10 protein-coding genes and 1 pseudogene are annotated in these 14,627 nt (G+C 62.3%); 7 read left to right on the top strand and 4 right to left on the bottom strand.

Features of this window, described 5'->3' with window-relative positions; translation table 11 throughout:
• Positions 1–564 precede the first annotated feature (564 nt).
• Positions 565–1,950, top strand: coding sequence for a porin (locus ACT6QG_RS10285; protein ID WP_444977479.1), 1,386 nt, complete (start codon positions 565–567; stop codon positions 1,948–1,950).
• 430 nt (positions 1,951–2,380) lie between these two features.
• Positions 2,381–4,453 carry an OmpA family protein gene (locus ACT6QG_RS10280; protein ID WP_444977478.1) on the top strand — a complete coding sequence of 691 codons (2,073 nt, stop codon included), beginning with the start codon at positions 2,381–2,383 and terminating at the stop codon, positions 4,451–4,453.
• A gap of 432 nt (positions 4,454–4,885) precedes the next feature.
• Here ACT6QG_RS10280 and ACT6QG_RS10275 read toward each other — a convergent pair whose 3' ends face one another.
• A complete protein-coding gene (locus ACT6QG_RS10275; protein WP_444977786.1) occupies positions 4,886–5,512 on the bottom strand; it encodes a GntR family transcriptional regulator in 627 nt (208 codons plus the stop codon).
• A gap of 321 nt (positions 5,513–5,833) precedes the next feature.
• Here ACT6QG_RS10275 and ACT6QG_RS10270 point away from each other — a divergent pair, with 321 nt between their 5' ends.
• The 5 genes from ACT6QG_RS10270 to ACT6QG_RS10250 are packed head-to-tail and all read left to right on the top strand — an operon-like array spanning position 5,834 to position 11,978.
• Positions 5,834–7,069 carry an NRAMP family divalent metal transporter gene (locus ACT6QG_RS10270; protein ID WP_444977477.1) on the top strand — a complete coding sequence of 412 codons (1,236 nt, stop codon included), beginning with the start codon at positions 5,834–5,836 and terminating at the stop codon, positions 7,067–7,069.
• Between the two features lie 20 nt (positions 7,070–7,089).
• On the top strand, positions 7,090–7,863 hold the full coding sequence (locus tag ACT6QG_RS10265) for a LamB/YcsF family protein (RefSeq protein WP_444977476.1): 774 nt from the start codon (positions 7,090–7,092) through the stop codon (positions 7,861–7,863).
• On the top strand, positions 7,860–8,651 hold the full coding sequence (locus ACT6QG_RS10260) for a putative hydro-lyase (protein ID WP_444977475.1): 792 nt from the start codon (positions 7,860–7,862) through the stop codon (positions 8,649–8,651). The genes ACT6QG_RS10265 and ACT6QG_RS10260 overlap by 4 nt, the downstream gene beginning before the upstream one ends.
• A 4-nt stretch (positions 8,652–8,655) precedes the next feature.
• A complete protein-coding gene (locus tag ACT6QG_RS10255; RefSeq protein ID WP_444977474.1) occupies positions 8,656–10,212 on the top strand; it encodes a 5-oxoprolinase subunit B/C family protein in 1,557 nt (518 codons plus the stop codon).
• A gap of 29 nt (positions 10,213–10,241) precedes the next feature.
• A complete protein-coding gene (locus ACT6QG_RS10250; protein WP_444977785.1) occupies positions 10,242–11,978 on the top strand; it encodes an acetyl/propionyl/methylcrotonyl-CoA carboxylase subunit alpha in 1,737 nt (578 codons plus the stop codon).
• Positions 11,979–12,064: 86 nt separating this feature from the next.
• On the opposite strand, the pseudogene ACT6QG_RS10245 reads toward ACT6QG_RS10250, so the two are convergent.
• The 3 genes and pseudogenes from ACT6QG_RS10245 to pdxY form a co-directional block, all read right to left on the bottom strand.
• A pseudogene (locus tag ACT6QG_RS10245) lies at positions 12,065–12,246 on the bottom strand (VirB8/TrbF family protein); the annotation flags it as partial.
• Positions 12,247–12,417: 171 nt separating this feature from the next.
• The gene (gene hemA, locus ACT6QG_RS10240; RefSeq protein WP_444977473.1) at positions 12,418–13,686 is read right to left on the bottom strand and encodes a 5-aminolevulinate synthase; all 1,269 of its coding nucleotides are present in this window, start codon (positions 13,684–13,686) and stop codon (positions 12,418–12,420) included.
• Positions 13,683–14,558, bottom strand: a complete 876-nt coding sequence (gene pdxY / locus ACT6QG_RS10235) for a pyridoxal kinase (protein WP_444977472.1) — start codon at positions 14,556–14,558, stop codon at positions 13,683–13,685. The genes hemA and pdxY overlap by 4 nt, the downstream gene beginning before the upstream one ends.
• Positions 14,559–14,627: the final 69 nt, after the last annotated feature.

Raw genomic sequence — 14,627 nt, 5'->3', positions numbered from 1 at the left:
GTATTGATGCATCAATACGGATTGATGAGCCGATTCAGTGGCGACGGCCGGGCGGATTCGTCTTTTTCCAGATAAAAAATCTACATCGCGGTATTCGGGTAAGCCGCGCCTGCCCCTGTGGATGGTTGCCGGGTGAGCGACCAAAAGGTCACAAATTCGCCGGGCGTTGGCCTGCGAATATCTGCCGCATCGAGAATGTGGCAGCATATCGAGCGTTGAAAATGAACGATCCGTGGCAAAACTGTGATGTTGAGGCAACAGTCGGGAGGTTGGCCTGATTGGTGTCTGGGTAGGGTATCGATCGGAGTGTTATTCTTGCAACAGTGGCGGCGAAACCATCGTTCATGCGCCTTTGGAGTGCGTGTTTAGGATTGATCGGGGAACGATGCCCGGTATCTTGACGATGCGACGAGGGGGGCAACCCCGGTCGCCCATGATCTTCCTGGCGCGTCAATTGTGGTGCTGCCGGGGATCAATTGGGAAAAATCGGGGCAAGAGCTGACAAGGATGAATGAACATCCGCGATGCGGCGCTCGCTCCCTCGGAACCAACTTGGAGGTCAATATGAAGATGGTGAAGAGCCTTCTCCTGGGTAGTGCGGCGGGTCTCGTCGCGGTTGCTGGAGCCCACGCTGCTGATCTGCCTGTCAAGGCGAAGGCCGTCGAGTATGTGAAGGTTTGCTCCGCTTATGGCGCGGGCTACTATTACATCCCCGGCACCGACACCTGCCTCAAGATCGGTGGTTATGTCCGTTTTGACACGTACATCAACGCCACCGGCACCTTCAATCCCTTCATCAGCAACCAGTCCGGCTCGCTGATCAAGGACGACCGTCGCGACAGCTACCGCTCTCGCGTTCGTGGCCTTGCCACCATTGATGCCCGCACCCAGACCGAATACGGCACCCTGCGTTCGTATGTCGGCATGGGCATGAACCTCGACAGCTGGAGCAACGCGAATGGCGGCACCGGCATCGAGCTTGACCGCGCGTTCATCCAGTTCGCTGGCCTGACCGCTGGTTACACGACCTCGATCTTCGATCCTCAGCTGAACTACATGCTGACGACCCCCTACACGATGACCAAGCGCAAGATGAACCTGCTTGCCTATACGGCGCAGTTCGGCAACGGTTTCTCGGCCAGCCTCTCGGTTGAAGACCAGCGCTTCATCGACGTCTACAACGACGACGCCTACAACCTGCCGGCCGCTCAGCGCGCTGGTTCCCAGGCTCCCGACGTCGTCGGCACGCTCCGCGTCGAGCAGGCTTGGGGCTCCGCCCAGATCTCTGGTGCTGCTCACCAGTCGCGCTACACCAACGCCTTTGACTACTTCAACTCCTCTTCGGACGTTTGGGGTTGGGCCATCGGCGGTACGCTCGAGTTCGATCTCGGCTCCTTCTCCCAGGGTGACAGCTTCTTCGTGACCGCCGCTTATGGCGACGGTGCGCTGAACTATGTCGGCCTGAACGGTTCTGACCGCGCCACTGCCAATGCCACCCAGTTCGGTGGTGTGAAGACCACTGGCTTCGGCGGTACCGCGATCACCAACGGTGCTTTCTACCAGCTGTCCGACATCGTGTTCAACGGCGTTGACGGCTACGACAAGACCTCCGCTTGGTCGATCACCGGTCAGTATCGCCACTTCTGGACCCCGGGCCTCCGCTCTGCCGTCATGGTCGGCTATGTGGACGTGGATGCGCCTGAGACCCAGTTCGCCTACGACAACGGCTTCCTTGACTTCAAGCTGTGGCAGGTTGGCTTCAACACCATCTGGTCCCCGGTCAAGAACCTCGATATCGCAGCTGAAGTGCTGTACTCGAAGGTTGAAGGCAAGCACGACTACAATGACGGCCAGTTCGGCGCCGGCGTCCCCGGTCTGTCCGCTCCGGTTGGCTTCGGTGGTTCCACCGATCTGTGGTCTGGCGGCGTGCGCATCCAGCGCAACTTCTGATCTGATTTTATCAGTCAATTCAAAGTCCCCGGCAGGAAACTGCCGGGGATTTTTTGTATTATGGTACGCCTTCTAGGTGTCCTTCCTTTCTTTCCTGAAATGTTGATGTGTATCCCTGTCCGGTGCATAAGTGGACTGTGTTTTTCTTCTCCCTGGACTTGAGTGGTTCGTATAAAAAGATACAAAATGAGGGCGCTAACTGCATTTCCTTCATGCTGTTATCAGGGCGCAGGGCAGTCTTGTTCCATTCTTCATCATGGTGAAGAGGCCTGAATTTGCGACCCCATAAGGTGTCTGGCAGAATGCGGTCCTGAAGGCGGCCGGGCGAGGAGGCAAACGAGTGTCAGCAGAACGCCGCCGCCAGCATGCATGGCGGCCTTGGGTGCTCGCTTTGGGGCTGCTTGCATGGTGCGCTCTCGCGGGAGCGACCTTGATTTTTGCCCGCGGATCTGTCGAGGAAGATCTGGCCCAGCGTGCGCAGGACATGCTTGAGCAGACCGGAGAGTCCTGGGCATCCGCGCGTTTTGAAGGACGGGATGCCATTCTGGAGGGAGAGTCCCTGGCAGAAAGGGCGCGTCAAAAGGTTCACAGCTCACTTCTGAATCTATTCGGTGTCCGGGTCGTGGAGGATGCAACCACCCTGCTGCCGGAGCGGCGCCCCTTCACCTTCAGTGCTGTCAAGGATGGCAAGATCATCGCCCTTTCAGGATATGTGCCTTCCACAGCCACCCGACAGCGTATTCTCGATACGATAAAGGCAGAGGGCTTCATTGTTTCCGGGGCCGAAAATCTGGTGCGGGCGCGTGGTGCGCCTCCCGGTGATTTTGCAGCTCTCGTGACCTTCGGGCTGGAGCAGCTGGGCAAGCTGCCGGCCGGGCGAATTACGCTTTCCGACGGGGCTCTTGCGATAGAGGGGCGGGCGGAGGATCTGGCAACATTCGATATGCTGGGTTCAGCCCTGCGTGGACCATTGCCCTATGGCATGAGCCTTGCCCGCTTCGCTGTGCGCCCGCCCGTTGCCTCGCCTTTCCTGTGGTCGGCGAGCCGGGAGGGAAATATCCTGCGGCTGAGCGGATATGTGCCCTCAGAAGATACGCGTGAAAATGTGCGGCTGGTTATCCGAGAGGTGCTGCCGGGGCTTGATGTGCAGGACAAGACGCGCCTTGCCGATGGTGCGCCAAGCACGGATCTCTGGTTGCGTGCGGTGCGCTATGCGGCCGGTTTGCTGACCATCTCTCCCCAGCTCCAGATCTCATTGGTCGATAGCGCCGTCACGATCGAGGGGCAGGCGCAAACCTTTGATGCCTATGGTGAGCTTGCGCAGGCCCGCCGGAAAGTGCCGGAAGGTTTCCAGCTCAAGCGCTTTACGGTCGAGCCCCCGCGTGCCTCACCTTTTACATGGCAACTTGAACGTGGAAATGAGGGAGTACGTCTTTCGGGATACGCGCCTTCAGAGGAAACGCATCGGCTGCTGAATGATGCCGTGAGAAATGCTTTTCCCGGAGCGCCTGTGCAGGATGCAATCCGTCTGGCCAGTGGTGGGCCGGCTCCCGAGGCGTGGGCTGCGACATCCATATTTCTGGTTGAGCAACTTTCCAAATTGCGCGCGGGGCAGGTCAGCGCTCTTGAGGGAGAAGTTGTTCTGAAGGGCGAGGCGCTGGATTCTGCAGCATTTGTTCAGCTCGAACGCGCTCTTGATGCGCCTCCTTCCAACTTGAAGGTCAACTCATCTGTGGTTCCGCCGGATATCTCGCCATTTGTCTTTGCTGTGCGCCGGGACAAGGACGGGATAACGGTTTCAGGGTTTTTCCCGAGCACAAAGGTGCATGAGTTGGTGCTGACGACACTCTCGCGGGATTTTCTGCACGAAAAGGTGCAGGATGTTTCGGTGATCGGAGCTGGTGCTCCGGAAGGATTTGGGGCTGTGGTTGAGGAGGCATTGACCCAGCTTGCGCGTCTTGAAACAGGGGAGTTCAGTCTCGCTGACACACAACTCCATCTTGCCGGCACAGCTCTGAATGCAACGGCAGTTGCTGAAATTGAAGCCGAGATGAAGGTCCGCATCAGGCCGCCTTATACGCTGAGCCTGGAGATTCATGCCGCCCGGCCGGGGGAACATGCGAAGGATGTGGAGTGTCAGGCCCTGATGACCGGCCTGATGGAGCGGGGCACAATATTATTCAACAGCAACAGCGCGCGTATTCTGCGTTCAAGCCGCTCGATTCTGGATCGGCTGGCCTATGTTCTGGAGCGTTGTCCGGCGGCGCATGTCAGTGTCGAGGGGCATTCTGATGCCCTTGGTGATCCCACGTCGAACCAGCGCCTGTCGCTCATGCGGGCGCAGGCTGTCGTGAAGGCTCTGGAGGAAATCGGTGTAGCAAAGGGGCGCTTGTCTGCTGTGGGTTATGGAGATGCCCGGCCCGTATCAGATAATGAAACGGAAATGGGACGGGCGCGAAACCGGCGGATTGAGTTCGTGGTCAAGGAAGGGGCAGGGCAGTGATCTATCTTGCATTTGCTTTGTGGCCCTATCTTCTGGTCGCCCTTCTTGTTGGTTTTGCAACCGGTTACTTCATGCTGCGGGATGATGCTGGAGAAGCCTCATGATGGTCTTCAATATTCAGGCTCTCCTGCTTCTTCTGCTGGCCTTCGGCTTGGGTCTGGTCTTGGGCATAAGCGTGCGTCGCGCCCGTCTGGCGGCGCGTTCTGATGCCGAGTCCTGATGCGCGGTTGAGTTTTTCGCGCCTGTACGGCCCCTGAACCACTCTTCCGGAATATCTGCTTTGCAGATCAGGGCCGGATTCTCAGGGGTAGGGAGGGGCGAGGTGCCGTCACGGTTGGTTCATGCGCGCAGGACTTGCCTGTCGCGGTCAGGTCTCTGAGCCCGGAGACACACTGCGAAGGCGCATGGCTATTCAGGCGAGAATGAATCCGCCTAGCCTAGCCGAGCAAAAGCTTCCATCAATGTACGCTCTGACTGGGTGAGATAATCATCCAGCATGTGTGCCGCGCCCGCGGTGTCTCCAGCCTGCAAGGCTTCCGCAATCCTGCGGTTGAGCGGGATATAGGGGGCGTGCAGCAGCTCCGAGCTTTGCAGCAGCCCAAAGGCCAGACGCAGCTCGGCCGAAACCTCGGCAAAGAAGTTGATGAGCCGCGGGCTGTCAGTCAGAGCCACGATAGCGGCGTGAAAATCCATATTCGCGCTGCCCACCTCCTGCCAGTCATGATGCTCGGCGGCGGCTTCGGCGCGCTCCACGGCGGCCAGCATCCGGGCCACGGCTTCATGCTTGGGCCAGGCATGGGCCAGGGCTGGCACCTCGATCAGGCGGCGCACCCGGTAAATATCCAGCGTTGAGGCCATTGAAGGGGTCGCCACGAACACGCCACGGTTGGGCTCGTGGCGCAGGAGGCCCTCGCTTGTGAGCAGGCGAAAAACCTCACGCAGGGAATTCCGCGAGACCTGCATCTGCTGGCTCAGTTGCACTTCAGACAAGCGCTGTCCTGGGGTGATCTGCCCGCAGATCACCGCCTCTCTCAATCGCCGCGCAGTGGTTTCGACCAGACTGGGGTGGGACTCGTCGGACAGGGACTTCTCCTGATGCAGAAGCGGAGTGGGGTCGAATCGAACGTTGGGGCAGGGATCAGGCGCTGCAACAAGGGGTTATCCTAGTGTCGCAGGGGCAAAAAACCAACCCAAACCTGCTTCCGGCACGGCCATGCTGCATAGATGCGCGGCACTATGTAGCTATCGGTGCGACAACAATGCAAAATTGTTGAGCAATCTTCGCATGATCGTCACATAATTATTGACTTGAAGGGGACGATTCAGAGAGGGTGAGTCATTCAGGGTGCGCAACCCTCCTTTGCAGCAGGAGCATGGCTGATGGCCGAATCCGTTCAGACCCCCTCAGCCGCCAAAGCCGCCACGCGAGGCGGATTCATGGCGGCGATCTTCCTGATGGCGACTTCGGCGATCGGGCCGGGCTTCATCACCCAGACAGCCACTTTCACCGCAACGCTTGGTGCGGCTTTCGCCTTTGCGATCGTGGCGTCGATCCTGATCGACTTCGTGGTGCAGATGAATATCTGGCGCATCACCGCGCTGACCGGAAAGCGCGCCTCCGATACGGCGAATGCGGCAATCCCCGGTTCGGGCTATCTGCTCACCGTGCTGGTGGTCATCGGCGGTGTTGCCTTCAACATGGGCAATATCGCGGGTGCAGGGCTTGGGATGAACGCGATGTTCGGGCTTGAGCCGAAAGTTGGCGGCGCGATTTCGGCTTTCCTTGCCATCGGGGTGTTTCTGGCCAAGCGGGCGGGCGTGCTGCTGGACCGGCTGATGATCCTTCTGGGCCTGATGATGATTGCCATGACAGTGGTTGTCGCCATCATCTCAAACCCGCCAGTGGGCGAGGCGCTGCGCCAGTCGGTGCTGCCGGATGTTCTGGATTTTGCCACCATCACGACCATCGTCGGCGGCACTGTGGGCGGCTATATCACCTATGCCGGCGCACACCGGATGCTGGATAAGGGACTTGCCGGAGAGCATAATCTGGTTGCCGTCACCCGCGCCTCGCTGACAGGAATCGCGGTCACGGGTGTGATGCGTTTCGTGCTGTTTCTGGCGATCCTCGGCGTTGTCACCTCTGGTGTGACGCTTGATCTCTCGGGCCATGCCGCGAACCCGGCCGGGCAGGCTTTCGCGGCTGCTCTTGGAGAGTGGGGCATGCGCGTCTTCGGCCTGATCTTCTGGGCCGCCGCCATCACCTCGGTCATCGGCGCCGCCTATACATCTGTCAGCTTCCTGACGGTTTTCCGCGACATGGACGAGCGGGGGCGGAACATGGCGACCGTGGCCTTCATCGCCGTGTCACTGGCCATCTATCTGGCCATCGGCACCGCACCTGCCGCGTTGCTGGTGTTTGTGGGTGGCTTCAACGGGCTCATTCTGCCCATCGGCTTCACCATCTTCATGTATGTCGGCTATGCGCGGCCCGATCTTCTGGGCGGGCACCACTACAACCGTATCCTGCTGGCATTGGGCGCGCTGGTCTGCCTGCTGACATGGTACATGGGCTTCAAGTCCATCGGCCCGATCTTCGCCTTCCTGGCGGTCTGACCCCAAGCGTGGAGGACAAGATGACCCGAACAATCGACCTGAACAGTGATCTGGGTGAGGGCTACGGGGCCTGGAGCATGGGTGATGATGTCACCATGCTGGGAATCGTCAGCTCGGCAAACCTCGCCTGTGGTTTTCATGCTGGCGATCCGCAAACCATGCTGGCAACGGCGCGTGAGGCCGCGGCACGCGGAGTGGCCATCGGGGCGCATGTATCCTATCCCGACCGGGTCGGTTTCGGGCGGCGCCCGATGGACCTGACCCATGCCGAACTGGTCGCTGATGTGATCTATCAGATTGGCGCCTTGCAGGGGGCCTGCGCCGCAGCGGGCACCCGCGTGACCTATGTGAAGCCGCATGGTGCGCTCTACAACACCATCGCCACCGATGCCCGGCAGGCCGCCGCCGTCATCGAGGGGATCAGGCAGATCGATCCCGGTCTCATTCTGATGGGGCTCGCCGGGTCTCCTGTCCTTGCTCAGGCGCGGGACGCGGGGCTGGAGACCGTGTCCGAGGCTTTCGCGGACCGGGCCTATACGCCCTCGGGCCAGCTGGTATCGCGCCGCGAAGCCGGGGCGGTGCTGCACGATCCGGAACGGATCGCCGCCCGCATGCTGCGACTGGCCAGAGAGGGCGTGATCGAGGCTGTCGACGGCACGGATCTGGTCTTGCAGGCCGACAGCATCTGCGTGCATGGCGACAGTCCCGGCGCCGTGTCCATGGCCGCCCGCATCCGTGAGGTGCTGATCGAGGGTGGCGTTACCATCGCACCATTCGTAAAGGAAACCGCATGACCCTGCTTCCTGATCCCGCCCAGAGCGCTGCTGCACGGTTGAGCTTTCGTCAGGGCCTGGCTGTTCCCACCGCCGGCATCGCGCCTGGTTTCACGCAATGCAACATGATTTCCCTGCCCAAGGATTGGGCATGGGATTTCCTGCTCTATGCCCAGCGCAACCCCAAACCCTGCCCGGTGCTGGATGTGACGGACCCGGGCAGCCATCGCACCGCCTTGGCGCCACAGGCTGATCTGCGCACCGATATTCCCCGTTACCGGGTCTGGCGCGATGGCGTTCTGGCCGAGGAAACCGGCGATGCGACAGAGGCATGGGCCGAGCATCCTGATCTGGTGACATTCCTGATCGGCTGCTCCTTCACCTTCGAGACCCCTCTGCAACAGGCGGGCATCGAGGTGCGCCATATCGCCCATGGCTGCAATGTGCCGATGTATCTGACCAATCGACCCTGTCGCCCGGCCGGGCGGCTGCATGGGCAGATGGTTGTTTCCATGCGCCCGCTCCCGGCGGACAGGGTTTCCGAGGCGGTCATCATCTCGGGTCGCACCCCGGCCGTTCATGGCGCGCCGGTCCATATCGGTCAGCCGGAGGCATTGGGGATTGCTGATCTCTCGCGGCCGGATTTCGGAGATCCCGTGCCGGTGCGCGAGGGGGAGGTGCCGGTGTTCTGGGCCTGCGGCGTCACCCCTCAGGCGGCAGTCATGGCCTCGAAGCCGCCCTTCGCCATCACCCATGCGCCAGGATATATGTTCGTGACCGATATTCCTGACACATACTGGCAGGTCTAGGCCGATGCAGTTCCTGCCCATTGGCCCACGCACCCTGCTGGTCGAGCTGGACGATCTGGACCAGACCCTGGCGCTTTTCGACGCGCTTCTGGCCGAGCCGTTGCCCGGCGTGAGCGAGATGATCCCCGCGGCGCGCACGCTGATGATCCGAACCGTGCCCGGCGTGGCGGCAGATGCTGTCCTCGCCGCCGCGATCAGGGCGCGCGCGCCCGCCCCGGGGGGCAGCCGCGACGTGGGGGAGGTGGAGGTCGTCGAGATTCCGATGACCTATGATGGCGAGGATCTGGAGGACGTGGCCCGCCATCTGGGCCTGGGCATCCGGGAACTGATCGCCGCACATCAGGAGGCGACATGGCAGGTCGCCTTCTGCGGCTTCGCTCCCGGCTTTGCCTATATGACCTGCGATGATCCGCGCTTCGAGCTGCCGCGCCGGCCCACACCCCGGACACGTATTCCGGCCGGTTCGGTCGCGCTGGCGGCCCGTTTTTGCGGCATCTACCCGCAGGACACCCCCGGTGGCTGGCAGTTGATCGGCACGACCCGTGTGCCGATGTGGGATCTTTCACGGGATCCTCCCGCACTGCTTCGCCCCGGCGTGCGTGTGCGGTTTGTCGAGGGGGTCGCCAGGATCCACCCCGTCGCCACGCCATCCCGGCCCGAGGGCAACCCCGTTCTGACCCTGCTCGCAAGCGCCTTTCCCCCGGTTTTTCAGGATGAGGGACGGCTGGGGCAGGGCGGACAGGGGGTCTCGACCTCCGGCGCGCTGGACATGGGCGCATTGCACCGGGCCAACCGCGCGGTCGGCAATCCCGCCCAGGCCGCCGTGCTGGAGTTGACCCTCGGCCCGGTGCGGCTGCGGGCGGAAGCCCCGGTGACGCTGGCCCTGACCGGAGCAGGGCAGGCGCAGGTCGCAGGCCATATGATCCCCCGGGGCACAGCCTTCGCGCTGGATGCAGGCGACGAGGTGCTGATCCTCCCGCCTGAGGCCGGAATGCGCAGCTATCTGGCTCTTCGTGGCGGTTTCGCTGTTCAGCCGGTACTGGGCTCCTGCGCCACCGATACGCTGGCCTTTGTCGGCCCTGATCCGGTTCAGCCCGGAACCGGCCTTGGGGCGGGCGGGCTGGAGACGATGGCGACCGGGGAGCCGGAACTGCAACCCGAGCTGCCACGGTCGGGCGATCTGGTGGAGCTTCCCGTGACACTGGGACCGCGTACCGACTGGTTCACGCCCGAAATGGTCCAGCATTTCCTGTCGCAGGAATGGCTGGTCACGCCCCAGAGCTCGCGCGTCGGCATCCGGCTGGAGGGGGCGGAGCCCCTCACGCGCCCCGATGCGCGCGAACTTCCTTCAGAAGGCACGGAGACCGGCGCGATCCAGATCCCGCATTCCGGGCAACCGGTGCTGTTTCTGGCCGACCATCCGCTGACCGGCGGCTATCCGGTGATCGCGACCCTGATGCCGGAGGCGCTGGATCTGGCGGGACAGATCCCGCCCGGTGCCCGCATCCGCTTCACCGCCGCCGCTCCCTTTGCCCCTATCAATGCAGGACAGCCCGAATGACCCTTTTCTCCTCGGGGCCGACCCGGCCAATCCGCCGCCTCCTGATCGCCAACCGGGGTGAGATCGCCCTTCGGATCATCCGTGCCTGCCGTGATGAGGGGATCACTTCCATCGCCATTTATGCCGACAGCGACCGCGATGCGCTTTTTGTGCGCATGGCGGATCAGGCTTACGCGCTGGAGGGGGAAAAGCCGGCTGAAACCTATCTGGATATCGCCAAGATTCTGGATATCGCGGGCAGGGCCGGGGCCGATGCTGTTCATCCCGGCTACGGCTTTCTGGCGGAGCGCGCCGAATTCGCCCAGGCGGTGCAGGATGCGGGCATGATCTGGATCGGTCCTGATCCCGCGGTGATCGAGGCTCTGGGAGACAAGATCAAGGCGCGCGGCATTGCAGAGCTTGTGGGCGCTCCTCTGGTCGTCGGCACGCCCGGCCCCGTCCTTTGCCCCGCCGAGGCTCTGGCCTTCGCCCGCGAACACGGGCTTCCCATCGCCATAAAGGCCGCCTTTGGCGGTGGCGGGCGCGGCATGAAGGTGGCCTGGCGGCTTGAGGAGGTTGAGGAACTGTTCCAGTCCGCCACCCGTGAGGCCGAGGCCGCCTTTGGGCGGGGTGAATGTTTCATCGAGCAGTTTCTGGACCGTCCCCGCCATGTCGAGGCACAGGTGCTGGCTGACAGTTACGGCACCGTGAAGGTGCTGGGCACCCGGGACTGTTCGCTCCAGCGTCGTAACCAGAAGCTGATCGAGGAGGCGCCCGCCCCGTTTCTCACCGAGGAACAGCGCGAGCAGATCCATGACAGCGCCCGCCGCATCTGCGCCCATGCAGGCTATTCCGGCGCGGGAACGGTGGAATATCTGCTTTCGGCCAATGGCAAGATCTCCTTCCTTGAGGTCAATACGCGGCTGCAGGTGGAGCATCCGGTTACCGAGGAAACCACCGGCATCGATCTTGTGCGCAGCATGATCCGCATCGCGCAGGGGGCGCGGCTGGCAGATGACAGCGTGCCGGTCTCGCGCGGCCATTCCATCGAGTTTCGCATCAATGCCGAAGATCCGGCACGGGGCTTTCTGCCGACCCCGGGGCCTGTCAATGTCTTTGACCCGCCTTCAGGTCCGGGGGTTCGGCTGGACAGTGGCGTCACAAGCGGCTCGATCATTCCGGGCAGTTTCGATTCCATGATGGCGAAGCTGATTGTGACCGGTGCGAACCGCGCCGAGGCCATAGCCCGTGCCCGCCGCGCCCTCGCCGAATTCCGCATCGAGGGCGTCGCCACGGTTCTGCCCTTTGATATCGCGGTGCTGGAGCATGACGATTTCACCAGCCCGGATGAGGGGTTCCGCGTCCATACCCGCTGGATCGAGACCGATTTCGCTGAAACCCTGTCTCAGGCCGTCGCTCCGCATGCCCGGGTCGAGCCGGCCGGCGCCGCCGCCCTGATGCGCGTCACCATCGAGATCGACGGGAAGCGCCATCAGCTTGGTCTGCCCGGAAACCTGCTGGCACAGGTGCCCCATCATGGGGCGGGTGCCGCACTCGCGCCCGAGACCCGGCTGGATGAGGCCGTCGTGTCTGCACCTGTTGCGGGGACGCTGACGATCTGGCTTGCCGAAGATGGCGCCGAGGTTGAGGCGGGCGAGGTCATTGCCGTGATCGAGGCGATGAAGATGGAAACCCGTATCGAGGCGCACCGTACAGGCAGGCTGAACCATGAGGTTGAGCCCGGCGTATCGGTCTCCTATGGCGAGGTGGTGGCGCGGATCAGCTGATATGGCGCTTGGGAACGCCGCAACATTTCAACAGCCTTTGGGGCTGAAGAAGTGTGGCTGCGGCTTCCTGCCGGCCTCAAGGCCCGCTCCCGCGACCAGTTGATGGCATTGAAATGGATGCCGAGCGGATTGGCTTTCAGCCGCTCGGCGTCACGTGGCGGCTGAAGCGTCATCGTTCAGGATCGCGGTCCAGCGCTGCGTCGAGGCCCGCGCCATTCTCCAACTGCCGGTCCGTCTAGTCGAGGCGGAAGCTGTCGGGTGATGCGCGATACCAGTTCATCCCGCAGACGAGATTGATACTTCTGCTTTATCTGGGGCCTATGGCCAGAGACCAAATCGCGGCACGTCTGACCGCGTCTGCGCATCTCGCTCGCTCCCCACTCCTCGCCGTAAGGGCGAGGGGGGGAGGGTTCTGACGCATCGGGCAACAGGATCCTGGTCACTCGACGTCTTCCCGCACCATCACGGGTGCAGGAAGGGGCCGGGCAGTGCTCATCAGCTCCCGCCAGAGCGGGAAGGCATCGCGGGCTGCGACAAGCGCCGCGATCAAGGCATCCTCGTCCTCATCTGTATGAAGCGGGGTCGGCGTAATCCGCAGGCGCTCGGTTCCGCGCGGCACCGTTGGGTAGTTGACGGGTTGGATGTAGATGCCATCCTCGGCCATCAGATGATCGGTTATCGCCTTTGCCAGTGCGGCGTCGCCGATCATGACAGGCAGGATATGGCTCGGGCTCGGCAGGACAGGAATGCCGTTAGCCAGCATCTTTCCTTTCAGGGATGCCGCCCGTCTCGCCAGCGCCTGCCGGGCCGAACCGTCTTCCTTCAGGTGATGCAGGGCTGCACGGATGCCCGCGACCACGGATGGCGGCAGCGCCGTGCTGAAAATGAAGCCAGACGCGAAGCTGCGGACGAAATCGACCGCGTCCCGCCTTCCGGCAATGTAGCCACCGATGGCGCCGAACCCCTTGCTGAGCGTTCCCTGAAACATGTCGATCCGGTCGAGAAGGCCATCCCGCTCCGCCACACCCGCGCCCCGCGCCCCGTAAAGGCCGACGGCATGGACTTCATCGACATAGGTGAAGGCATTGTGCTTCTCGGCGAGATCGCAGATCGCCTCCATCGGGGCAAAATCGCCATCCATGGAATAGCAGCTCTCAAAGCAGATCAGCTTCGGCCGGTATTTGCAGACGGTGGAGAGCTGCCGCTCCAGGTCGCGCCAGTCATTATGCGCGAACACGCGCTTTTCCGCGCCTGAATGGCGGATGCCCTCAATCATCGATGCATGATTCAGGGCATCGGAGAAGATCACGCAGCCCGGCAGCAGGCGGCCGAGCGTGGAGAGCGCGGCATCATTTGCGACATAGCCCGATGTGAACAGCAAGGCGGACTGCTTGTGGTGAAGGTCGGCAAGCTCCTGTTCCAGCAGGACGTGCTCATGGCTGGTGCCGGAAATATTGCGCGTGCCGCCGGCCCCCGCGCCATATTGGTGCAATGCCTCGCTTGCGGCGCGTATGACATCGGGATGGACACCCATGGACAGATAGTCGTTGGAGCACCAGATGGTGACCCGCCTGCCGACACGATGATCGAAGGCGTAGATGTCGCTTTTCGGCTCGCGTTCCAGGTCGGCGAAGACGCGATAGCGTCCTTCCTGATGCAGTTCGGCCAGTTCGTTCGTGAAGAAATCCTGATAGCTGAAAAGGGTCATTGGGGTGTCTCCGCAAGGTTGGGCGCAAGCGCTTCGATGACGCTGGCGAGCCGCATTTCGTGTTCGCCACTGGCGATCGTGCGGTCGAGCACGTCCAGCAGCACGCGGGCGGCGTCGCGGACGGCCTCGACGAGAGGGCGCCCTTGCGCAAGATTGGCTGTCAGAAGGCCGGTGAAGAGATCGCCCGTCCCGACGGGGACGATGGGCAGGCGCGGGAATGTCAGCCGCGAGCAGCTCGTATCCTCGAAAACGATATTCTCCAGCGCGCCGTCCGGCGTATCGGCGAGGGTGCAGCCGGTGATGACCAGTCGCGCTCCGCGCGGCATCCTTATTGCCAGAGCGGCCGCCTCAAGCTCGCGCCATGTCCTCAGCTGTCCCCCCGCGATCAGCCCGGCCTCGAACTGGTTCGGCGTCAGCACATCCGCCATCGGCACGAGACGCTCGAGCAGACAGTCCACCACCTGATCGGCGACGAAGACGCCGAGATTGGCATCGCCCATGACCGGATCACAGATATAGACGATATCCGGGTTGAGCCGCCGCGCCCGCTCGACGAAGGCCGCGACCACATCCCCATTGGCGCGAGAGCCGAGATAGCCTGAAACGATGTAGCGGCTCGTTTGGATCAGACCGCGTTCCTCCACCCCGCGCAGCAGATCGCCGACAAGTTCGGATTCCAGCACGCGCCCGCGCATGGTCTCGAAATGGGGATTGTTGGAGAGCAGGGTCGTTGGCACCGCCGCGACCGTCAGCCCCCGGACCTGCATCGGCAGGACGGCGGCGCTGTTGCCGACATGACCATGCACGACCTGGCTCTGGATGGAGATGATATTGGTCGGCTCGCCTGATCCTGGCGGCGGAATCGTCGGCATAATTCTCTCGTGTCTCCTGAAACGTGGCTTGCGTCCCATTCTTTGCGTTGATGTCTAGCGAACAAATGG

It is taken from the genome of Haloleucobacter ellipsoideus (assembly GCF_052491725.1).
Note: the sequence above shows the minus strand (reverse complement) of the source record. Positions and strands in the feature narration are given on the sequence as shown.